18 protein-coding genes are annotated in these 22,901 nt (G+C 66.9%); 13 read left to right on the top strand and 5 right to left on the bottom strand.

All coding sequences use genetic code 11. The annotated features are described in order from the left end of the window. The first annotated feature begins 102 nt into the window (after positions 1-102). The 6 genes from DBR23_RS24150 (at position 103) to DBR23_RS24125 (ending at position 9,450) form a co-directional block, all read left to right on the top strand. Entirely contained in the window at positions 103-924 is an 822-nt protein-coding gene (locus DBR23_RS24150) for a carotenoid biosynthesis protein (RefSeq protein WP_056067063.1), read from the top strand. Then, entirely contained in the window at positions 921-2,444 is a 1,524-nt protein-coding gene (locus DBR23_RS24145) for an oxygenase MpaB family protein (RefSeq protein WP_056067060.1), read from the top strand. The genes DBR23_RS24150 and DBR23_RS24145 overlap by 4 nt, the downstream gene beginning before the upstream one ends. A gap of 38 nt (positions 2,445-2,482) precedes the next feature. Beyond that, positions 2,483-4,243: a diguanylate cyclase gene (locus DBR23_RS24140; protein WP_056067057.1), complete on the top strand. Its 1,761-nt coding sequence runs from the start codon at positions 2,483-2,485 to the stop codon at positions 4,241-4,243. A gap of 5 nt (positions 4,244-4,248) precedes the next feature. Next, positions 4,249-6,039: a diguanylate cyclase gene (locus tag DBR23_RS24135; RefSeq protein WP_108499818.1), complete on the top strand. Its 1,791-nt coding sequence runs from the start codon at positions 4,249-4,251 to the stop codon at positions 6,037-6,039. After that, positions 6,036-7,832: a diguanylate cyclase gene (locus tag DBR23_RS24130; protein ID WP_108499817.1), complete on the top strand. Its 1,797-nt coding sequence runs from the start codon at positions 6,036-6,038 to the stop codon at positions 7,830-7,832. The genes DBR23_RS24135 and DBR23_RS24130 overlap by 4 nt, the downstream gene beginning before the upstream one ends. A 130-nt stretch (positions 7,833-7,962) precedes the next feature. Then, positions 7,963-9,450 (top strand): FAD-binding oxidoreductase, encoded by a 1,488-nt coding sequence (locus tag DBR23_RS24125; protein WP_108499816.1) that lies wholly within the window; start codon positions 7,963-7,965, stop codon positions 9,448-9,450. Positions 9,451-9,498: 48 nt separating this feature from the next. Here DBR23_RS24125 and DBR23_RS24120 read toward each other — a convergent pair whose 3' ends face one another. The 3 genes from DBR23_RS24120 to DBR23_RS24110 all read right to left on the bottom strand — a co-directional run bounded on the left by DBR23_RS24120 (position 9,499) and on the right by DBR23_RS24110 (position 12,722). Next, the gene (locus DBR23_RS24120) at positions 9,499-10,824 is read right to left on the bottom strand and encodes a diguanylate cyclase domain-containing protein (RefSeq protein ID WP_108499815.1); all 1,326 of its coding nucleotides are present in this window, start codon (positions 10,822-10,824) and stop codon (positions 9,499-9,501) included. A gap of 169 nt (positions 10,825-10,993) precedes the next feature. Further along, the gene (locus DBR23_RS24115; protein ID WP_108499814.1) at positions 10,994-11,887 is read right to left on the bottom strand and encodes a MipA/OmpV family protein; all 894 of its coding nucleotides are present in this window, start codon (positions 11,885-11,887) and stop codon (positions 10,994-10,996) included. 10 nt (positions 11,888-11,897) lie between these two features. Continuing rightward, positions 11,898-12,722: an undecaprenyl-diphosphate phosphatase gene (locus DBR23_RS24110; protein WP_056067100.1), complete on the bottom strand. Its 825-nt coding sequence runs from the start codon at positions 12,720-12,722 to the stop codon at positions 11,898-11,900. A 216-nt stretch (positions 12,723-12,938) separates the two neighbouring features. Here DBR23_RS24110 and DBR23_RS24105 point away from each other — a divergent pair, with 216 nt between their 5' ends. The 7 genes from DBR23_RS24105 to DBR23_RS24075 are packed head-to-tail and all read left to right on the top strand — an operon-like array spanning position 12,939 to position 17,707. Beyond that, positions 12,939-13,349: a DUF2306 domain-containing protein gene (locus tag DBR23_RS24105; protein ID WP_108499813.1), complete on the top strand. Its 411-nt coding sequence runs from the start codon at positions 12,939-12,941 to the stop codon at positions 13,347-13,349. Between the two features lie 40 nt (positions 13,350-13,389). Further along, on the top strand, positions 13,390-13,959 hold the full coding sequence (locus tag DBR23_RS24100) for a DUF6622 family protein (protein WP_060985379.1): 570 nt from the start codon (positions 13,390-13,392) through the stop codon (positions 13,957-13,959). A 35-nt stretch (positions 13,960-13,994) separates the two neighbouring features. Then, positions 13,995-14,288 carry a 2TM domain-containing protein gene (locus tag DBR23_RS24095; protein ID WP_108499812.1) on the top strand — a complete coding sequence of 98 codons (294 nt, stop codon included), beginning with the start codon at positions 13,995-13,997 and terminating at the stop codon, positions 14,286-14,288. A 37-nt stretch (positions 14,289-14,325) separates the two neighbouring features. Then, positions 14,326-15,402, top strand: a complete 1,077-nt coding sequence (locus DBR23_RS24090; RefSeq protein WP_369882163.1) for an alpha/beta hydrolase family protein — start codon at positions 14,326-14,328, stop codon at positions 15,400-15,402. A 57-nt stretch (positions 15,403-15,459) separates the two neighbouring features. After that, a complete protein-coding gene (locus DBR23_RS24085; protein WP_056748347.1) occupies positions 15,460-15,750 on the top strand; it encodes a 2TM domain-containing protein in 291 nt (96 codons plus the stop codon). Then, the gene (locus tag DBR23_RS24080) at positions 15,747-16,835 is read left to right on the top strand and encodes a sensor histidine kinase (RefSeq protein WP_108499810.1); all 1,089 of its coding nucleotides are present in this window, start codon (positions 15,747-15,749) and stop codon (positions 16,833-16,835) included. Before DBR23_RS24085 ends, DBR23_RS24080 begins: the two co-directional genes overlap by 4 nt. Next, positions 16,832-17,707: a LytTR family DNA-binding domain-containing protein gene (locus DBR23_RS24075; RefSeq protein ID WP_108499809.1), complete on the top strand. Its 876-nt coding sequence runs from the start codon at positions 16,832-16,834 to the stop codon at positions 17,705-17,707. Before DBR23_RS24080 ends, DBR23_RS24075 begins: the two co-directional genes overlap by 4 nt. Before the next feature lie 13 nt (positions 17,708-17,720). Here the strand turns inward: DBR23_RS24075 and DBR23_RS24070 are convergent, their stop codons facing one another. Beyond that, positions 17,721-19,184: an efflux transporter outer membrane subunit gene (locus tag DBR23_RS24070; RefSeq protein WP_108499808.1), complete on the bottom strand. Its 1,464-nt coding sequence runs from the start codon at positions 19,182-19,184 to the stop codon at positions 17,721-17,723. Further along, positions 19,181-22,354, bottom strand: a complete 3,174-nt coding sequence (locus tag DBR23_RS24065; RefSeq protein ID WP_108499807.1) for an efflux RND transporter permease subunit — start codon at positions 22,352-22,354, stop codon at positions 19,181-19,183. Before DBR23_RS24065 ends, DBR23_RS24070 begins: the two co-directional genes overlap by 4 nt. Positions 22,355-22,901: the final 547 nt, after the last annotated feature.

Raw genomic sequence — 22,901 nt, 5'->3', positions numbered from 1 at the left:
AAAAAACGCCCCACACCGCCCCCCGATCAGGGCAAACAGGGGACACACACGCCGCGCCAATCCCCTACACTGGCGAAATTGTTACAGCGTGATACACCCGACATGTCTGCACAGCCCCCGACGGCCGGGCGCCTGCCCGCGCTCAGCTTTGCCTTGCTGGCCGCCTTTGTCATCGCAACAGCGGTGCGCACCCACAATGACACCACCATCGCCATCGTCATCGCCTCGGTGCTGATGTTTGCCTGCTGCTGGACCAGTGCAGCGCATCTGCTGGGCACCCGCGCTGCCCTGCAGTTTGTGTTGATCGCGGTCAGCCTGGGCTGGTTTGCCGAACAGATGGGCTCCAGCCGGGGCTGGTTCTTCGGGCACTACACCTACACCGATGTGCTGGGCCCTCGTCTGCTGGACGTGCCACTGGTCATTCCGATGATGTGGTTTGCACTGACGTATGCGGGCTATGTGATCAGCAACCTCATCGTCTGGCAATCGGCGGTGGACGGCGCTCCCGGCCTGGGCAACGCCGCCATGCTGTCATTTCTGGCTGCCATGATCGTGACCGCGTTCGACCTGGGCGCAGACCCCTACTTTGTTTACACCCTCAAGGCGTGGATCATGGCCAAGACCGATGGGGCCTGGTTTGGCGAAACCGTGCAGGGCTTCTTCGGCTGGGTGTTCGTGGCCTTTGTGATCATCTTCAGCTTTCGCATGTCGGCGCGCCAGCTCCCCTTGCAACCCGCCAGCCCCTTCCTGCGGCGCCACGCCATGGTGCCGCTGACCATCTACGCGGCTGGCATGGTGTTCCAGATGATTCTGGGCAGCCCGGTGGAAATCCGGACCATTGCCGCCTTTGCCATGGGGATTCCGCTGCTCTGCGCGCTGGCGGGCTTCCAACGCTGGCGCGCACCGGGTAAGGTCGCGGCATGACCAGCAAGCCCCACAACCCTCTGCTGCCAGCTGCCGATCTGGCGCCCATGCAGCACCACGCCGACCCCTTGGCCGACGCTACGATTGCCAGGATCCTTGGGCCCTGGCCCCCCGGCGACGTCGCCGCCGACGCTCCGCAATGGGCGCACATCAACACGGTGAACCTGCTGTTCAGCCAGTGGACCGACAACGCGACGCTGGCCACCTGGCAGGCAACCGAAGGCCCGGTGCAGGTGGGGGATGGTGACAAGGCCGCCAAAGGCTATGTGACCGCCGAGATGGCCAAGGCGCTCAACGACTATGTACAGGCGGCGCAGGTGCTGCCGCCCTGGGCCGATGCCCGCAAGATCGAGCGCGCCGAAAAACTCTTCATGGACCACGGTGCGCTGTCTTGCATCCTGCTGTTCTGTGCCAGCCTGCCCGAGTGTTACGTGGTCCCGGACCTGTCGAGCGTGTTGCACACGACCGGCCAGCTGGAACAGAACACCGAATACCGCATCCGTTCCACGGCGGCCATGATCTTCCCGGTGATGCTGCACGGAGGCCTCAGCCCGCGGGGTGCCGGTGTGGCACAGGTGCTCAAGGTGCGGTTGATCCACGCCACGGTGCGCAATCTCATCCTGCACGGCAGCCCCGAACATGCCATCGCGCAATGGAAGGCCGGCGGAGACGGCCTGGTCGTGCCGCGCGCAGCCCCCGCTGGTGGTGGCCGGTCCGTGATGTACCAGACCCTGTATGCACGTGGCTGGAATCTGGCCGCCAAAGGTCTGCCCTGCAACCAGGAGGAGCTGGCCTATACGCTGCTGACCTTCGGCTACGTGTTCCTGCGCAGCATGCGTCGGCTGGGTCTCGGTCTGCCGCCCGGGGACGAAGAAGCGTACCTCCACGCCTGGAACGTGGTGGGTCACGTGCTTGGCATCGACCGCTCCCTGATGGTGGAAACGATGGCGCAGGGCGATGCACTGATGGCACTGATGCAGGCCCGTGGCCGCGCAGAGCCGGTCACCCCCGACCCGCGCCCGGCCCTGGGGCAGGCCCTGATGCAGACCATGGCCAACGCGCTGCCCTGGCGCATCGTCAAGCCCTTCCCACAGCTCATGACCCGCTACCTGTGCGGGCGAGAAACCGCCGAGGACCTGGGGTTGAACCAGCCCGTGCCCTGGCTGTCGGCCCTGCTGTTCTGGTGCGTTCTGCTGCTGGCCCGCGCCATCGATGCGGTGGTGGGTTTGCTGCTGCCGCGTTTTTCGATCGTGCGCATGCTCACGCGGGCGCTTGGCTACCACTTCATGAGCCGGGTGCTGATGAGCCAGACGCGCCCGCTGCAACTGCCCACCGAACTGCTCAACCAGGTGGACACCGTGGTGCACAGCTGGAGCGACGACCCCCATGCCCCCGGCTGGCTCAACCGCATCGAGGATCGGCTGACCACCTCTGGCAGCTGGAGCCGGGGCCTGGCTGGCAAGGCAAAGCCCGCGCAGGCGGGCCAGACAGGCCAGGCACAGCAAGCCACATCGCCCTAGCCACCACGCCAATGCAACCGCTGCCGCGCAACCTTCCGATGCTGGCCCGCTTGCGGTGCATGTGTTGCGGCGTGGCAACGTGGGTGCTGTGTCTGCTGGTACTCCTGGCTGCAACCTTGCCCCGGAGCGCACAGGCGGGCGAACCCTTGGTGCTCGCACAGGACAGGCCGCAGGTGGATGCCTGGGAGGCCATCACCCTCAAGGCCGACCCCACCTACGAGCTCTCGGTACAGGACATGCTGGACCGCCTGGACGAGTTCAAGACTCCAGCACGGAGCAACAACTCGCTGGGCGTACACAAGGCTGCCATGTGGCTGCATATCCCCCTGGTTGCGCCCGAGGCGCCGCGCACCCCGTGGGTGGTCAACATTGGCTACAGCTCGCTCAGGGCTGATTTGTACCTGGCCCGGGGTGGCAAGCTGCTCCAGCAGGCCCGAGCACGCCAGTCCGATCCAGCGCAGCTGGCTGGCCGCACGCCTGCGATGGCCTTCGACCTGCAGCCGGGGCAGCGTTACGACCTGCTGATACGGGTCCAGGCCACTGGCCCGCTGATTCTGCCCATCACGGTCAGCGAAATGCCCGTTCACCTGCGCCAGGCCCTACGCGAGCAGATGCTGCAGGGCCTGCTCAACGGGCTGGCCTTCTGCCTCTTCGCGTACAGCCTGATCCAGTGGGTCACTCAGCGTGATCGCATGTTCGGCTTTTATGCGTTGGTGGTACTGGGCAGTGCGGGCTTTTCGCTGCAGTTCTTTGGCGTCGGCCCGCAGTATCTGTGGCCCGATAACCCGTGGATGGACCGGTATTCGGGTCCGGCAGCAGGGCTGATGGCGCTGGCGGGATCGTTTCTGTTCCTGGGCCACACGCTGGCCGGCGACACCCCTGGCAGCCGGTATGCGCGCACCATGCGGGTGGGCGCGGCCGTCACCGCAGCGGTCTGTATCGCGTTGGTGGTGGGCTGGTTGACCGTGCCCCTTGCCATTGCCTTCATGAGTCTGGCGGGGGCCCTCCCCTCGCTCATCAGCCTGCCTGCCGCCATGGCGCGAGTGCGGCACAAGGACCCCATTGGCGCCACCCTGCTGGTGGCGTGGATCGCCTTTGGCGTGGCCGCCGGAACAATGGTGTGCCTGGTGCAAGGCTGGATTCCTGCCAATTTCTGGACACTGCACTCGTTCCAGATTGGCGCCACGCTGGACATGCTGCTGTTCTTCCGCGTGATGGGCCTGCGAGCCCGCGCGGCCCAGGCCCAGGCCCAGGAGGCCATGCGCGAGCGGGATCTGATGCAGTCACTGGCCAACACCGATCCACTCACCGGCCTGAGCAACCGGCGCGGCCTGCAGCACGCATTGCACGCCGCGCTGGCCCACTGTTCACCCCAAAGGCTGGTAGCGGTCTACTTGATGGACCTGGATGGGTTCAAGCCTGTCAATGACGCGCACGGCCACGATGTGGGCGACGACCTGCTGGTGGCCGTGGGCCACCGTCTGCTGGCCAATGTGCGGCACCAGACCGACCTGGTCGCTCGGCTCGGCGGCGACGAATTCATCATCATGGCCCGCGACCTGGCCACGCCCGAGCAGGCGGAGGACCTGGGCCGCTCGCTCCTGCGGGCCTTTGAGCACCCTTTTACGCTGAGCCATCTGCGCATCCAGGTGGGCCTGACCATCGGGTACGCGCTGGCCCCCCTCGACAGTGACGACCCGCAGGGCTTGCTGCGGCATGCAGACGCCGCGATGTACGCGGGCAAACAAGGCGGCAAGCACTCGGTGCGGCGCATCCCCGGCACGGCTGCACTGGCATGACGACGATGCAACGCAACGCCCTGCTCCCCAGTCGGCCGACACCCTGGCACCCCCTGCTGTGGCTGCTGGTACTGGCACTGTGGCAGGTGCTGGCCCTGCCCACTGCGCGGGCCGCTGAACCCGGCCCGCTCGTGCTGCCAGCCGATGCCCGCCCGGTGAACGTGTGGTCGGTGGCCACGTTGCTGGCCGACCCATCTTTGCAATGGGGCGTGCAAGACGCACTGGAACGCTTGCCTGACTTTGCAGAGCCCCCCTGCCGTGGCGGCAGCCTGGGTGTGCGCAAGGAGGCCATCTGGCTGCGCGTGCCGCTGATGTCGCGCGTGGCGTCGGGCAATGAATGGATCGTGAACATCGATTTTGCGGTGCTCAACGAAGTCGACATCTACCTGACCCAGCAAGGCCGGCTGATTCAGCACGCTGCGCTGGGCAACCTGCGCCCCTATTCCGAGCGCCCGCTGCGGGGCCGCACCCCAGCGATGACGCTGGACCTGGCGGCCGACACTCCCTATGAACTGCTGATCCGGGTACAAACCTCGGGCGCGATGATCGTGCCCATCACCCTGAGCAAGGCGCCCTACCTGGTGCACCGGTCGCTGCGTGAGCAGATGTTCCAGGGCGTGCTGGCCGGGCTGGCCCTGTGCCTGGTGGTCTACAGTTTCACCCAGTGGGTCAGCCAGCGCGAAAAGCTGTTCCTCTACTACTGCATGCTGGTGGTGGGCAGTGCCGGGTTCTCACTGCAGTTCTTCGGCGTTGGCACCCAGTTCCTCTGGAGCGACCGGCTCTGGATCGAAGTCCACGCAGCAGGGGCGGCGGGGCTGCTGGCCATTGCGGGCTCGTTCCTGTTCATGGGCCATGCGCTGATGGGCCACATGCCACACAGCAGGTTCCTGAGGGTGATGCAGGCGGGAGCAGTGCTGAGCCTGGTGCTGCTCGTGGCCTTCCTGGTCGATCTGATCAACACCCGGACCATCACCGCCATCATCAGCGTCCTGGGCCCCCTGCCCTCTCTCATCAGCCTGCCCATCGCCGTGGCACGGGCACGCCGGGGGGACTCCGTCAGCACCACGTTGCTCGCGGCCTGGGTTGCGTACTTCACGGCGGCCGTGACCATGGTGTGCCTGGTGCAAGGCCTGCTGCCGGTCAACTTCTGGACGCTGCACTCCTTCCAGCTCGGGGCGGCTGCCGACATGCTGCTGTTCCTGCGGGTGCTGGGCCAGCGCTCTGCCGCCTTGCGCTACGCGGCGGCCGAGGCGCTGCGCGAGCGTGACACCATGCGATCACTCGCCTACACCGACTCGCTGACAGGACTGTGCAACCGGCGCGGCATGCAGATGGCGCTGCAGTCGGCGCTGGCACAGGCCAAATCCCAACGCATGGTGGCCCTCTACCTGATGGACCTGGATGGGTTCAAACCGGTCAACGACACCTATGGCCACGATGTGGGCGATGACCTGCTGGTGGCTGTGGGCCACCGGCTGCAGGCCAATGTACGGCAGCACACCGACTTGGTAGCCCGCCTGGGCGGCGACGAATTCATCGTCATGGCACGAGAGCTGGCAACGCCTGAGCAAGCCCATGAATTGGGGCGTGCATTGCTGCATGCGTTTGAACAGCCATTCCGGCTGGGCCACCTGTCCATTCAGGTGGGCCTCACCATCGGCTACGCACTTGCACCGCTGGACAGCGACGATGCACAGCATCTGGTCCGGCTGGCGGATGCCGCCATGTATGCAGGCAAGGAGAGCGGCAAACACTGCATCCGTCGCAATCCGGGCGAACTGGCGCTGGCCTCATGACGTACACGCGCATGAGTGGGTTTGTGCATCGCACGGTTCTTGCCAACTGGTGGCGAGTGGCCTGCCTGCTGTCGGCACTGTGTCTTCTGCTGGCCGCCCTACCGACCAGTGCGCGGGCAGCCCCCCTCGATCTGCGGGATAACCTGCTTTCCATCGAGGCCTGGCCCGCCGTCACTGTGCTGCCAGACCCCTCCGGCACCCTGCTCGTGAATGATGTCCTTGCGGAGTGGTCACGCTTTCAGGCCCCACCTGGCACCAGCGGCACCCTGGGCGTGCGGGCCGAGCCGGTGTGGGTACGCATCCCGGTCACCGTGCCCGTGACATCCAACGGCCTGTGGGTGCTGGACATCGACTATCCCGTGCTGCAACGCATCGAGGTGTACCTGGCTGCAGACGGCCATGTGACCCAGCAGGCCACACTGGGCAGCCTGCAGCCTTACACCCAGCGCCCGCTGCGCAGCCGCACCCATGCACTGCCCGTGGCCATGTTGCCCGGACACACCTACGACCTGCTGCTGCGCGTGGAGACCCGGGGTGCAATGGTGCTGCCCATCACGCTGAACAAGCCCACCACCTGGCACAGCAAGGCTCTGAACGAGCAGATGCTGCAAGGCATTCTTACCGGGCTGGCGCTATGCCTGCTGATCTACAGCCTGGCGCAGTGGCTCAATCTGCGCGATGTGCTGTTCATACAGTACGCACTGCTCATTGCGGGGAGCCTGCTGTTTTCGCTGCACCTGTTCGGTCTGGGCACGCAGTACCTGTGGCGCGATATGCCGTGGGTGGAGTTGCATGCAGCCAGTCTGGCTGCGCTCACGGCCACCTGCGGCTCCTTTCTCTTCATCAGCCAGGCCTTGGCGGGTGACCGACCCCGCAGCTGGCTGCTGCGCAGCATGCGTGGCGGCGCGGTGCTGTGCGTGGTGCTGGCGGCGCTGTATGCCCTCGACCTGCTCAGCACCCGAGCAGTGACAGGCATCGTCAGCATCCTGGGGCTGGTGCCAGCGCTCATGGGCATTCCGGGGGCGGTGCGCCGCGCAAGGCTGGGCGACCCGGTGGGCTCCACCCTGCTGCTCGCCTGGTTGTTGTATTTTTTGGCCACCGCCACGGTCATTGGCGTGATCCAGGGTTGGGTGCCGGTGAACTTCTGGACCTTGCACTCGTTCCAGTTTGGCGCCACGCTGGACATGCTGCTGTTCATGCGTGTGCTGGGCTTGCGCACCAAGGCATTGCGGCTGGAGGCGCTGGACGCCAACCGCGAGCGCGACGTGATGCGCTCACTCGCCCACACCGATCCGCTCACCGGCCTGCCCAACCGGCGCGGGCTCAATATCTCGCTCGCATCGGCCCTGTCGCGCTGTAGCGCAGAAAAAATGCTGGCTGTGTACGTGATGGACCTCGACGGATTCAAACCCGTCAACGATCAGCATGGCCACGACGTGGGCGACGAGCTGCTCGTGGCCGTGACCCGGCGCCTGCAAGGCCATGTGCGCCAAAGTGACCTGGTGGCTCGCCTGGGTGGCGACGAGTTCGTGGTGATGGCTGGACAGCTGCACAGCCTGCAGCAGGCGCAAGAGCTGGGCCACAAGCTGCTGGATGCATTCCGCTCACCGTTTTCGCTGAACACCGTGCAGGTGGAGATCGGTCTGACCATTGGGTATGCCATCGCGCCGCACGACAGCACCGACGCCATTGGCCTGCTCAAGCTGGCCGATGCCGCCATGTACAGCGGCAAACAGGGCGGCAAGTTCTGCCTGCGGCGCAACACGGGCGACCTCGCGCTGTCCTCGTCCTGAGATCGTTTTCACGATCCGGAGGTGGCTGCCCAGCAGCGGGCTGAAAGACACGCCTGCCATTTCCCTCTGGTCAAAGCGCTCCTGCTCCGGTACACCCGGGGCTTCGCAACTTCCTGAAGGATCGCTCGCCATGGCCCATCGCAAAAGTTCGGCCCGCCTTGCCAAAGACGTACGCGTCGCGCACTTTTTATCTTTGGCGGCAAAACAGCCGGCGTTGGGCACTGCGCAGGCCAGCACGCCGGTGCTCACATGGGAGGCGGTGGCTGCTCTGGAGGCGCGCATCGTAGGGCGCATCGTGCTGCCCTCCAGCCCCGACTACAACGCAGCGCGGCAGGAGTCAAACCCAGCCTTCCAGTCGTATCCGGAGATCATCGTCTTTTGCGCCTGCGAGAACGATGTGCTGGAGTGCCTGGCCGTAGCCCGCACCTATGGGGTGTGGGTGGCCGTGCGCTGCGGCGGTCACAGCACTGCGGGCTACTCGGTCAACAGCGGCATGGTGGTGGACCTGAGCGACTTGCAGGGCGTGGTGCTGGACCCTGCACGCGAACGCGTGCACGTGCTGCCAGGCACCGACTTTGACCACTTTAACGGCGCCATGAACCACACCGGCTGGCACGTGCCCACGGGCGCCTGTGGCAGCGTGTGCGTGGGGGGCTTTGTACAAGGTGGCGGCTACGGCTACACATCGCGCGCGTTCGGCATCCAGAGTGACCTGGTCGATTCCTTCCGTGTGGCGCTGGCCGACGGCACCATCGTCACCGCCAGCGCGCAGGAGCATTCCGACCTTTACTGGGCCCTGCGCGGCGGCACGGGCGGCAACTTTGGCGTGGTGCTGCAGGTGACCTACCGCATGCAGCGGCTGGACCAGGTCTGGGCCTGGGCCATCAGCTGGGACGCCATGCACGCGGCCCAGGTGCTCACGCTGATGCAGGCCGGCTACATGAAGACCGGCGCGCCCGACACATTGGGCTACATGATGAACCTGGGCTTCCAGAACGGTGTGCCGGTGTACATGGTGCAGGGCATGTTCTGCGGCAGCCGCGAGGACGGGCTGGCAGCCATTGCACCGCTGATGGCCATCCCCAGCGCGCAGCTGCTGGTGGACAAGACCGGCACCTATCCCGACATGAACGTGTGGCTGGAAGACCACCCCTACACCCTGCCCGACAACCTGCCGGACGGGATCGCCGAAACCAAGGCCAGCGGATACATCAACACCCGGCTCTCGCCCGCCGACTGGCAGCGCATCATCGACTACTTCAAGACTTCGCCCAACCCCTGGTCGCTGGCCTATCTGGAGCCCTATGGCGGCGCCATCAACCGCTACCCGGTGGCCGACAGTGCCTTTGTGCATCGCAATCTAGACGCCGACCTGGTGGTGGATGTGTTCTGGCGCAACCCGGCGGAGCGCGCCCAGATGGAAGCCTGGCTCGACGGCTTTATGCAGCTCGTGCGGCCCTTCCTGAACGGCCACGTGTACCAGAACTACCCGGATGCGCGGCTGGTCGACTTTGCCTCCGCCTACTGGGGCCCGGCCTACCCGCAGCTTCAGCGGATCAAGGCGGCCTACGACCCCGACAATTTCTTCCACTTCCAGCAAAGCATCCGGCTGCCGTAACGCAGTGATGCCCCTGCCCCGTGGGGGCACGGTAAGAGGCCCGGTAGATCAGGCCGTCTGCGCGTAATGCAGGCGGCCCTTGCCTGCCCGCTTCGCTGCGTACATGGCCTGGTCGGCACGGTTCATCAGCGCGTCGATGTCTCCCTCCAGCGGAGGGTACACCGCCACACCAATGCTGGCGCCAATGCGCAGCTCGCGCCCGTCCACCGTCATGCCCTGGTGCAGGGCGTCGATGATGCGGTGGCCGATGGTATCGGTGACCTCACGCGTCACCTCGTGGTCCAGCATCACCAGAAACTCATCACCGCCCAGACGCGCCATGGTGTCGCCCGCGCGCACCGTGCTGGCGATGCGCTGGGCCACGATGCGCAGCACCTCGTCGCCCGCGCGGTGGCCTTCGGCGTCATTCACGTGCTTGAAACCGTCCAGGTCAATGAACAACAGCGCCACCGACCCCTCGGTGTGCCGCGCATGCAGCAGCGACTGCTCCAGCCGCCCCTGGAACGCGGCCCGGTTGAGCAGCCCGGTCAGTGAGTCGTGGTTGGCCAGGTAGTGCTGCTGCCGCGCGATCTGGATCTTGGCGGAAACATCCTGAACCAGCGCCATGATGGAGGTCACCTGGCCGTCTGCGTCGGTCAGGGCAGAGTTGAACCACTCGCAGTGCACCTCTGTGCCATCGCTGCGCACAAAACAGGTTTCGGCCCGGTTCTGGGACTCCTGGCCGGACTGCAGCCGCTGCAGCGCCTGCTGCAGGCTGTCGTCCATCGAGGCAGGTGCCAGCAGGTCCGTCAGCAGCCGCCCTTCCAGTCCCGCCACATGCAGCCATCCCAGCAGCTGCACCGCGCGCTGCGAGCAATGCAGCAGCTGCAGCTGGTGGTCCATCTCCACCACGGCCAGGGGGCTGTTCTCCATGTGGGAGGACAGGCGCTGGTTGGCCGCGCGCAGCGCATTCATGGTGACCTGCAGCTCGTGCACGTCCAGCGCCGTGGTGATGAAACCGTCAATCGCGCCTTGCGGGTTGTGCCAGGGCGTCAGGCAGATGGTGCGCCACTCGTCAAAGCCGTAGGGCGTGCGCAGCATGCGCTGGTACTGCACCCGCTCGCCGCTGAGCACGCGGTTCACAAACGGCATGAACCGGGCGCAGTCCTGCTCGCCATAGACCTCCACCAGTGTCTTGCCGACCAGTTCCTCCGGCACCGTGCCGAACCAGCGCGCGTATTCGTCGTTCACATAGATCATCGACAGGCTGCGGTCGATCACAGCCATGGTGGCGCCTGCGCTGCGAGTGATTACATCAAGCAGGTCCGCCTTGGACCACACCTTTTGGCGGGCGGTCTCCGGGTGCGAGGACAACTCGGGCGCTTCTGGCGTCATGCGGCAATACCCCAGTGGGGGAAAGGATCAGCGGAGGGGCAGCTTCACACACCACGACAGGGTGATGGCACGGGGTGCGGCCGCCTGGGCGTAACTGTCTGTGAGCGGCAGCTTAGCACTTTCGCCAGGCACAACCGCTCCCGTTGAACCCTTGCTACAGCGGATGCGCCTAGCGGCAGCACCGGTAGGCCAGCCCCACGGAGACCGAATAGCCCACCGGCTGCACGGTCAAGGGGCTGCGGCGCGCATCGCCCTGCAGCTGCGACACGCGGGCCGCGCCCAGCACCACCCAGTGCCGGTTGAGCGCCGTCATGACCTCCACCCCGGCATCTACGCTGTACAGCCCGCCGCGTGGCTCGAACGCAGGCAAGGGGCTGCTGCCACCGGCCGGCACCCCAAAATGCCCCCGCACGTAGGTGCGGTCCCCAAAACTCGCGCCCGCCCCGAAGCTGACCTTGGTCTGCTCCGTCACGGGCCAGGTGTAGCCAATGCTGGTAGACCATTGCGCGCCACCATCGCGGCCCAGGATGTCTTGCGAAACCCCGGCCCCCACGGCCCAGCGGTCGGTGAGGGCATAGCCCGCGCTGATCCGTGCCCGCAGGGTGGACCGCACTGACGGCAACCCCACCAGGATGGGGGCATCCGACCCGTCACGGCCCTTGTCAATGCGCAGGGCTGCACTCAGGCTGAAGCGGTCGCTCTGCGCCAGCGTGGCGCTGGCGCCGGACTCGCGGGGCCCCAGGCCGTGGCCCATGAAGGCGCTGCCGCGCGAAGTGCTCAGGCGAAACCGGCCGTACTCGATGGCCCAGGCGGGCCGCAGGCTGTTCTTGCGGCCATCGCCCCCGGCGTAGTCGGGGCTGCTGCCCACGATGGCACCAATCGCGTAGTTGAATTTGGGCGCTGCGGCCTGCTGGCTCTCTGCCTTGTCGGACACCGTGGTTTCGGTGCTGGCCGCCTCTGGCAAGCCCTGGGCGCCCACCCAGGGGCTGACCGACAAGCCGGCGAGCGCCAGCGCCCGCAAGGAAATCAAGGGAAAGGAGACCCGACCGGTAGTGAAACGCATGGCCTGATTATCAGTCGGCCCACTGCACCCAGCCGGTCCACGCGGTCACCAGAACGATGACGCCGAACACGATGCGGTAGTAGGCAAACGGCACAAAACTGTGACTGCTGATGTAACGCAACAACCAGCGCACACACAGCCACGCGCTGAGGAAGGAGAACACCAGCCCCGTGGCAAACAGCGGAATGTCGGCCGCCGACAGCAGCGCGCGCTCTTTGTACAGGCTGTATACCCCGGCGCCAATCAACGTGGGGATGGCCAGGAAGAACGAAAAGTCCGTCGCCGCCTGGCGCGACAGGCCCAGCAGCATGCCTCCGATGATGGTCGCGCCGCTGCGGCTGGTGCCAGGAATCATGGCCAGGCACTGCACCAGGCCGACCTTGATGGCATCGAGCGGCGTCATTGCATCCACGCTGTGGATGCGGGTGGCCGAGGGCGGCCGCCGCTCGGCCCACAGGATGATGAAGCCACCAATGATGAAGGTGCTGGCCACGACCACCGGTGTGAACAGGTGTGCCTTGATGGCCTTGCCAAACAGCAGCCCCAGCACCACGGCAGGCACGAAGGCGATGAACACGTTGAGCGCAAACCGCTGAGCCTGGCGCTCGGTGGGCAAGGCGACCAGCGTGGAGCGGATCTTGGCCCAGTACACCAGGATCACCGCAAAAATGGCGCCCGTCTGGATGGCAATGTCAAACACCTTGGCCTTGGCATCGTCAAACCCCAGCAGTGACCCGGCCAGGATCAGGTGCCCAGTGGAAGAGATGGGCAAAAACTCCGTCAACCCCTCGACGACCCCCATGATGGCGGCCTTGACCAGCAATACAACGTCCACGCGCACTCCTTGCAAATAGGTGCGGGATTATCCGCCGTGGGCTCCAGCCCCCTGGCAAAACGCCCGCCGCGTTGCTTCTGGCGGCCCAATCCGCCCACCACTCACTCCGCGTGGCGGCATTTCACGCCCGGTGGGCTGCATTTCGTCGCAGGGCTGTGGCGCCCTGGGAAGGGCATCGGCACAGTTCGTTCCATCGAACCCGCCAGGAGCCCCGCCATGCAAATCACCCCCGTCATCGCCATCCATCTTGCAGCCGCGCTGGCGGCCGTTGCCATCGGCCCCATTGCCCTGTGGGCCCGCCAAGGGGCCACGCAGCGCCCCCGCCTGCACCGCGCGGCCGGCTACGCCTGGGTCACGCTGATGATTGCCACCGCCGTGTCAGCCCTCTTCATCACCGGCGGCCCCGGCCCGCGCTGGGGCAGCTTCGGTCTGATTCACCTGCTGATCCCCGTCACCCTGGGCATGTTGGCCATGGCCTTTGTGTTCCTCGCCCGCCGCAACATCGTCGGCCACCGCAAGATGATGCAACGCACCTACATCGGCGCCTGTGTGGTGGCTGGCGGCTTCACGCTGCTGCCCGACCGTTTTCTGGGCCACACGGTCTGGTCCGCACTCGGACTGATCTGACCCCCCCCCTCCATTCATTGTTTACAACAGGACGACCACCATGCTGCTCAACCTCCTTGTCCAACAACCCCAGATGCTGGGTCGCATCATCGAAAACACGCCCTACTGGGTCTGGGCCCTGCTGGCCGGTCTGCTCTGGCTGGGCGGCAGCCAGCTGCTGGCCCGCAACGTGAGTCTGGTGCGGGCCATGGTCATGCCGGTGGCGATGACCGGCCTGTCGGTGTACGGCATCGCCTCGGCCTTTGGCGCTGCGGGCCAGGCCCTGCTGCCGGTGGGCGCCTGGCTGGCCGCCGCCGTGCTGATTGCCGGCGTGGCGCTGTGGCTGCAACCAGCGGCGCCCCAGGGCACGCTGTACGAAAGCAAGTCGCGCTGCTTCTACATTCCCGGCAGCGCCATGCCGCTGGCCCTGATCCTGGGCATCTTTCTCACCAAATACCTCGTGGGGGTGGAACTGGCCCTGCAACCCGCCCTGGCCCGTGACAGCGGCTTTGCACTGCAGATCGCTGCGCTGTATGGCGTGTTCAACGGACTGTTTGCGGCCCGCGCGCTGCGGCTGTGGAAGCTGGTGCAACGCAGCGCCCCCTTGGCCACATCACCCGCCACCGCCTGAGCCCCCGTAACGATCCCTCAGCACAGGAGCACCCCATGCGCAACCACACCTTCACTACCGATCCCCTCGAACGTCTGGCACGCCGCCGTGCCGGGGCCAAAATGGGCTGGTACATCCATGCCAGCGTGTACCTGCTCGTCAACCTGCTGCTGGTCGCACTGTCGGTGGGCAGCGGGCGGCACTGGGCGGTGTTCCCGGCGCTGGGCTGGGGCATCGGCCTGGCCATCCATGGCGTGGTGGTGTTCGTTCTTGCGGGTGGCAGCGACCTGCACGAGCGCATGGTGCAGGCGGAACGCGACCGACTGGCTGCTGCGCAAAACCCCCGCTGATCGGCTGATGATGACTCATCCCAACAAAAACACGGCCATGACAAAAACCTGGATGGCCTGGTGCCTGGCCTTGCTGGCCGCAGCCGTCATCACAGCCAGCCCCGCCCATGCAGGCGTGGGTCTCACAGAGTTGCCCGGGCAACAGGGCGACGGCCCCGTCACGGTGTTCTATCCGGCACAGGAGGCCGACCAGCCCGTGCAGCGCGGCCCTTTTGCGCTGCAGCTGGCCTGGCAGGGCACACCCGTGGCGGGCAACGGCCGTCTGGTGGTGGTGTCGCACGGCTCGGGCGGCAGCCCCTGGGTGCACACCGACCTGGCCCGTGCGCTGGTGCAGGCCGGGTTCGTGGTGGCTCTGCCAGAGCATGCGGGCGACAACTACAAAGACCACTCCACCCCCGGCCCGGAGAGCTGGAAGCACCGCCCCGCCGAGGTCTCCCGCGCGGTGGATGCCGTCGCACAGGATGCGCGCCTGGCGCCGCTGCTGGCGCTGGACAAGGTGGGCGTGTTCGGTGGTTCGGCCGGAGGCCACACCGCCCTGGTGTTTGCCGGGGGGCAATGGTCTCCCGCCCGCTTCAAGCAGCACTGCGAAGCCCATCTGGCGGAGGATTTTTCGTCCTGCGTCGGCTTCACCACCCGCCTGCACGGCAACTGGCTGGACAGCATCAAGAAGGCCGTGGCCATCACCATCATCCGCCACCGCTTTGGCGACGAGACGCTGTATGCACACACCGACCCGCGCGTGGCGGCCACGGTGGCCGTGGTGCCGTTTGCGGCCGACTTCGACATGGACAGCCTGACTACCCCCCGCATCGCGCTGGGGCTCATCACTGCGGGCAAGGACGTCAACCAGATTCCACGCTTTCACAGCAGCGCCGTGCTGGCCGCGTGCCAGGACCGCTGCACGCACATTGCCGACCTCCAGGACGGCAGCCACGGCATCATGCTGTCGCCCATGCCACCGCTGGACCGCATGAACGACCTGACCCGCGCGCTGCTGGGCGACCCGCCCGGCTTTGACCGCAGCGTGCTGCCGCAGGTGGACGCAAGCACCGTGGCATTCTTTGCCAAGCACCTGCAGCCGCTCAAGCCGGTCTCACTCACGCCACGCCCATGACAGCACCCGTGCGGACGCGTTGCTGCGCCCATTGAGCCGCCTAGAATGCAAAGCTCCATGCCCATGACACCCGAAGACCTCGACCAACTCGCCCGCCGCCGCGCCAACGCCAAGCTGGGCTGGTACCTGCATGCGATGGCCTTCGTGCTGGTCAACGCCCTCATCTTTGCCATGTCGCGCTATGCGTTTGGCACACGCCCGTGGTCGGTGTACCCGCTGCTGGGCTGGGGGCTGGGGCTGGTGCTGCATGGGGTGTCGGTGTTTCTGCTGGGCTCCGGCAGCGGCCTGCGCGAGCGCATGGTGCAGCGCGAGCGCGAGGCCCTGCAGCGCCGCCAAGACCGGCCATGAAGCTGCGCCACGAGTTCAACGGGGTCAGCAAGCTGCGACACTACCTGCAGGTGGTGGCCTTCACACTGGTCGTGGCCACCATCCAGTGCACATTCATGCCCGACAAGCCCTATGGGCCACCCGTGGTGTATTCGGTGCTGATCGGCACCTTCACCTGGGCCATCATCGACCTGGGGCGGGAGTTGATACCGTCCGCCGCGGAAACGGGCTGGCCACACGGCTGGCAGGGCATTGCGCTGGTCCTGGTGGGCATTGTCGTGGGTTACCTGGCGGGCACCTTGCTGGCCGACGCGCTGTGCGTGCACTACTTTCACTTCTACCCGCCGGGGGCGTTGATCTCCGGTGCAGACCAGCGCACGTCCATCCTCATCACGGCCATTGCCGGGCTGGTGGGCACGTTCTACTTCTACGCCGTCAACAAGTCGGCCTACTTGGAGAGCAAGATGGCCGAGGCGCGCATGCACGCCAGCGAATCGCGCCTGAAGCTGTTGGAGACCCAGCTGGAACCTCACATGCTGTTCAACACCCTGGCCAACCTGCGCGTGCTCATAGGCACCGACCCGTCCCGGGCGCAGCACATGCTGGACCGCATGATTGCCTACCTGCGCGCCACGCTCAGCGCATCGCGCAGCACCCAGCACCCGCTGGCGCTGGAGTTTGAGCGCCTGCGCGACTACCTGGAGCTGATGGCCGTGCGCATGGGCCCACGCATGGCCTACACACTGGACCTGCCCGACACGCTGCGCGACGTGCCCGTGCCACCGCTGCTGCTGCAGCCGCTGGTGGAAAACGCCATCCGCCACGGGCTGGAGCCCCAGGTGGAAGGCGGCCACATCACCGTGCGTGCAAGCACCCAGGCAAGCCCCCAAGGCCTGTTGCTGGTCATCGAGGTACAAGACACCGGAGCGGGCCTTCCCGCCACCCTGCCCGTGCCAGGCCCCGGCCAGAGCTTTGGCCTGGCCCAGGTGCGCGAGCGTCTGGCCACGCTGCACGGTGCTGCAGGCGCTCTTGAATTGATAGCAATAGAGCCAAATGGCACTAGCGCTACCGTCACTTTTCCCTTGAAATCTGCCGCCACACCATGACAGAGCGAGCCCCGCGTGCCCTGATTGCCGAAGACGAACCGCTGCTGGCCGCTGCCCTGCAGCAAGACCTGGCCCGCGCATGGCCAGAGCTGCAAGTGGTGGCCCTGGTGGGAGACGGCCGCTCGGCGGTGCGGCAGGCGCTGGACTTGCGGCCCGACGTGCTGTTCTTCGACATCCGCATGCCCGGCCAGAGCGGCATCGAGGCGGCGGCCGAACTGGCCGACGCATGGACGGATGACCTGCCCTTTCCGGCGCTGGTGTTTGCCACGGCCTACGACCAGTACGCCGTGCAGGCGTTTGAAGCGCAGGCGGTGGACTACCTGCTCAAACCCATCCAGGCCGATCGGCTGGCGCGCACCGTGGCCAAGGTGCAGGGCCTGCTGGCCCAGCGTGTCTCAGCCGTTGCAGCAACCGGTGCACCACCCGCTGCACCTTCGGCGGCGTTGCCCTCACCCGAACTCGAAGCCACCATGGCCCAGCTGCGCGCGCTGCTGGGCGCTCCCGGCGTGGGCACTGCATCCGCCGCCGCGCCTGCCACCGCCGCAACGCGGCTGAGCGTGATCCAGGCCAGCCATGGCACGCAGATCCACATGGTGCCGGTGGCGGACGTTGTGTACTTCGAGGCGGCCGACAAGTACGTGCGCGTGCTCACGGCCGAGCGTGAATACCTGATCCGCACTGCGCTCAAGGAGCTGATCGAGCAGCTCGACCCGCAGGAGTTCTGGCAGGTGCACCGCAGCACCCTGGTGCGCGCCACGGCCATTGCCACCGTCACGCGCGACGAGGCGGGCAAGCAGCACATCAGCCTGCGCGGGCGGCCCGAGCGGCTGCCGGTGAGCCGCCTCTACGCGCACCTGTTCAAGGCGATGTAGCTGCGCCCTCAGTTCAAGCGGGCGGCAGCGCCTCCCAGCGCCCCGCCACATTCTTCAGCAGCGCATTCACCGCCGTCAGGCGGCGGCTCTTCACGTCGATCAGGCTGCGCTGTGACGACAGCACGGTGGTCTGGGCCGCCAGCACATTCAGGTAACCCACGGTGCCCGCACGGTACTGGTTCTCCACCACGTCCAGCGCACGCTGCGCAGCGGCGGTGGCCTCGCGCTGCAGCTGCTCCTCCTGCGCCAGCGCAGCGGCGGCCGTGAGGTTGTCCTCCACCTCCTGCAGCGCGGTCAACACCGTCTGGCGGTAGGCGGCCGTGACCTGCGCGTGGTTGGCGCGAGCGGTCTCTACCGCAGCACTGCGCGCGCCGCCATCAAAAATCGACGCCGCCAGCGCAGGCCCCAGCGACCAGAACAGGTTGGGCGCGCTGAACAGGTCGGCCAGGGGTGATCCCCGGAAGCCCCCCGCTGCCGACAGCGTGAGCGTGGGGAAATACGCCGCGCGCGCCACGCCGATCTGCGCGTTGGCCGCCGCCACGCGGCGTTCTGCAGCGGCAATATCGGGGCGGCGCTGCAGCAGGTCGGACGGCAAGGCCTGGGGCACGTCGGCCGGTGCGGGCAACGTGGCCGTGGGCTCCAGCGCAAAGGCGGCAGGCGCCTGCCCCAGCAGCGCCGCCAGCGCGTGCTCCAGCTGGCTGCGCGTGGTTTGGGCCTCCAGCAGCTGCACCTGGGTGGACTTGTACTGCGCCTCGGCCTGCGCCACATCGGCGCTGGACGCCACACCGGCCGCCTGGCGGTTGCGCGTCAGCTCCCAGCTGCGGTCGTAGGCCTTGAGCGTCTCGCCCAGCAGCGCAGCCTGGGCCTCGGCCGCGCGCAGCGAAAAATATGTCTGCGCCACGGCAGCCTGCAGCGACAGGCGCGCAGCGGCCAGGTCGTCGGCGCTGGCCTGGGCGCTGGCCTGCGCCGCACTCACCCCGGCGGAGATGCGCCCCCACAGGTCCAGCTCCCAGCTGGCAGACAGGCCCAGCGAATGGCTGGTGCTGATGCGGGCGGTGCTGCTGCCATCCCCCTGATTGCTCAGTTGCGTGCCGCTGCGCGCGCGGCTGCTGCTGGCATTGGCCCCCACGGTGGGCAAGGCGGCCGCGCCACTGCTGGTCACGGCCGCCTGGGCCGCACGCAGGCGGGCAGCGCTCTGCGCCAGGGTGGGGCTGTTGGCCTCGGCCTGCTGCTGCAAGCGGTCCAGCACAGCGTCGCCGTACACGGTCCACCAAGTCTCGGGCAAGGCGGTGGAGGCCTGTGGCTGCGCGGGCTTCCAGATGCCCTGGGCCTGGGCGGCGGCCTGCTCTTTGTAAGCGGCAGGAATGTCCATGGTGGGCCGCTCGTACGGCGGCGTCTGCGCGCAGCCCGCCAGCCACAGGCCGCTGGCCACGAGCGCAGGCCAGGCGACCCGACGTGAAAAAGTGAAAGAGGTCATCCGTCGTTTCCTTGCAATACCACCGGGGCCGCAGGCGCGGCGCCCGCTGGCTTGCGGCGCCGCCCCACCGCGCGCAGCACGCGCGCACGCAGCCGGTCGAGCGCCACATACACCACCGGCGTGGTGTAGAGCGTGAGCCACTGGCTTACCAGCAGGCCGCCCACAATCGCAATGCCCAGCGGCTGGCGCAGCTCGGCACCATCGCCCCGCCCCAGGGCCAGTGGCAGGGCCCCAAAGATGGCGGCCACGGTGGTCATCAAAATGGGGCGCAACCGCAGGTTGCATGCGCGGTAGATGGCCTGCGCGGCTGTGACGGGCGCCCGGCCCGGCTGGCCCTGCTGGCGTTGCCGCGTGAGGGCAAAGTCAATCATCATGATCGCGTTCTTCTTCACGATGCCGATCAGCAGGATCACGCCAATGAGTGCGATGAGCGAGAACTCGGTCTTGAACAGCATGAGCGCCAGTAACGCGCCTACCCCCGCAGACGGCAGCGTGGACAGGATGGTGATGGGGTGCACCAGGCTCTCGTACAACATGCCCAGCACCAGGTAGATGGTGATGATGGCTGCCAGGATCAGCAACGGCTGACCCGCCAGCGCGTCCTGGAACGCCCCTGCCGTGCCGCTGAACGAGCCACGCACCGACACCGGCACGCCCAGCTCGGCCACCGCGTTGTTCACCGCCTCGGTGGCCTGCGACAGCGACACCCCCGGCGCCAGGCTGAAGCTGATGCTGCTGGCGGGTGTGCCCCGGTCGTGGTTGACCGACAGCGGTGTGTTGGTAGTGGTGATGCGCGCAAACGCCGTGAGCGGAATCTGCTGCCCCTGGCTGTTGACGAAAAAGAAGCCGCGCAGCGTCTCGGGGTTCTGCAGGTAGCGCGGCGCGGCCTCCATGACCACGCGGTACTGGTTGAGCGGGTTGTAGATCACGCCCACCTGGCGCTGGCCGAAGGCGTTGTTGAGTGTGGCGTCGATCTGCGCCATGGTCAGGCCCATCCGGGTCACGGCATCGCGGTCGATGACCAGCGAGGTCTGCAGGCCAAAGTCCTGCACGTCGCTGTTCACGTCCTCCAGCTCGGGCAGCTGGCTCAGCACCTGGCGGATGCGTGGCTCCCAGGTGCGCAGGTCGCCAATGTCGTCGGCCTGCAGGGTGTAGTCGAACGAGGCACCGCTCTGCCGCCCGCCAATGCGGATGTCGCGCTGCGGCACCATGAAAAGGCGCGCGCCCGGCTCGTTCTTGAGTTGCTCGCGCAGCCGCGTTATCACGGCCTCCGAACTCTCCTGCCCGGGCCCGCGCTTGAGGGTCATGAACATCTGCGCCGCATTACGCTGCCAGCCCCCCGTGAAGCCGGTCACATGCTCCACGGCCGGGTCGGCCTGCACGATGGACAGGAAACGCTGAAGCCGCTGCTCCATGGCCTGGTAGGACGTGGCCTGGTCGGCCCGAATGAAGCCCGAGATGCGCCCGGTGTCCTGCTCGGGCATGAAGCCCTTGTCGATGGCGGTGTAGAGGTACACGTTGAGCCCCACCACACACACCAGTGCCAGCAGGGCCACGGGCTGGTGGCGCAGGCACCAGGCCAGGCTGCGGCGGTACAGGCGCATGCCCCGCACCTGCATACGATCCACCCAGCGACCGATCCGATGGCTGAAGGCCGCAGCCCAGCCCCTGCGCCGCGCCGTTGCCGGACTGTGAGGCTTGAGCAGCGCGGCGCACATCATGGGCGTGGTGGTGAGCGACACCACCATCGACACCAGGATGGCCGAGGACATGACGATGGCGAACTCGCGGAAAAACCGCCCCACGATGCCGCCCATGAACAGGATGGGCACGAACACCGCAATCAGCGAGATGCTCATCGACACCACGGTGAAGCCAATCTCGCGCGCACCGTCGAGCGACGCCCGCAGCGCGGTCTTGCCCCGCTCCATGTGGCGCATGATGTTCTCCAGCACCACGATGGCGTCGTCCACCACAAAGCCCGTGGCCACCGTGAGCGCCATGAGCGAGAGGTTGTCGAGCGTGTAGCCTGCCAGGTACATCACACCAAACGTGCCTGCCAGCGACACCGGCACCGCCACGCTGGGGATGAGCGTGGCACGCCCGTTGCGCAAGAACAGGAACACCACCAGCACCACCAGCGCCACGGCGATCAGCAGCGCGCGCTCCACCTCCTTGACGGAAGCCCGCAGCGTGGGTGTGCGGTCGGACACCACCTCGATGTCGATGGCCGCCGGAATGGAGGCCTGCAGCGCGGGCAGCAGCGATCGCACGCGCTCCACGGCTTCGAGGATGTTGGCGCCGGGCTGCTTGTACACCTGCAGCAGTACCGCCGGCTTGCCATTGGCCACGCCGAAGTTGCGCACGTCCTGCACCGAGTCCACCACGTCGGCCACGTCCTGCAGGCGCACGGCCTGCCCGTTCTTCCAGCGCAGCACCAGTGGGGCGTAGTCGGCCGCCACACGGGCCTGGTCGTTGGTGGCCACCTGCCAGTAGTGGTCCTCGCGCTCCACCGCGCCCAGCGGGCGGTTGGCGTTGGTGCTGACGATGGCACTGCGCACCTGTTCCAGCGAGATGCCGTTGGACGCGAGCCGCACCGGGTCCAGCTCCACCCGCACGGCGGGCAGCGCGCCGCCGCTCACCGTGGCTTGGCCCACGCCCTCGACCTGCGAGAGCTTTTGCGCCAGCACGGTAGAGGCCGCGTCGTACATCTGCCCGCGTGTGAGCAGGTCCGACGTGAGCGCCAGGATCATGATGGGCGAGTCGGCCGGGTTGACCTTGCGGTAGGTCGGGTTGCTGGGCATGCCCGTGGGCAGCAGCGTGCGCGCAGCGTTGATGGCGGCCTGCACATCGCGCGCGGCGCTGTCCACGTTGCGGTCCAGGTCGAACTGCAGCGTGATGGAGGTGCTGCCCAGGATAGAGCGCGAAGTGATCTCGGTCACGCCCGCAATGGCGCCCAGCGACCGCTCCAGCGGCGTAGCGACGGTGGCGGCCATGGTGTCGGGGCTGGCCCCGGGAAGGCTGGCGCTGACCGAGATGGTGGGGTAGTCCACCTGCGGCAGCGGCGCCACGGGCAGCAGGAAGAACGACACCGCACCCGCCAGGGCCAGGCCCAGGGTGAGGAGCATGGTGCCGATGGGGCGGTGGATGAAAGGGGTGGAGAGGCTCATGGGTGGGCTCTCCGGGTGGTTTTTTGGTGTTTTTGGCTGGATGCGCTAGTACTTATTGGACTTTTTGCTATCACTAACGTAGCACGCGGTGTGCCCGTGCGGAGGGCGGAGGCCGGGAGTCGCCCGGCAGGCGAGGTACTTTTCTTTGCTTCGCCAAAGAAAAGTACCCAAAAGAAAGGCGACCCCACTGTCTGCGTCCCCTGCGCTTCGCTACGGGGCAACCTGCGGTGCTCGCGGGCGGGGTGCGCTGCGGAACTCGCTGCGCGCTCGCGCGCTCCGCTCAAACAGCCGCAGCGAGTCAGTTCACGAAGCGCGTGTGTCCTGCGGCACACGCACCACCCCGCCCGCTGCGCTCCTCGGCGCATCCAGAGGGGAGTGGGGAACCAAACATCCCCCCGGGCCTTTGCTTCGCTCGGCCCCATCTCGCGGGTGCAAACACCACGCGCTGCGAAATCTGGGCCGAGCGAAGCAATGGCCCGAACGGATGTTGGCTGTTCGGCTGTTCGGCTGCCCCACCCCTGCTGGCTGCGCCTGAGGCGGGGCGGTT

The sequence above is a fragment of the Acidovorax sp. HMWF018 genome, from assembly GCF_003061035.1.
In the GTDB taxonomy this organism is placed as follows: Bacteria; Pseudomonadota; Gammaproteobacteria; order Burkholderiales; family Burkholderiaceae_C; genus Acidovorax; species Acidovorax delafieldii.
The sequence above is the reverse complement of the archived record's forward strand: the minus strand, read 5'-3'. Positions and strand labels throughout refer to the sequence as shown.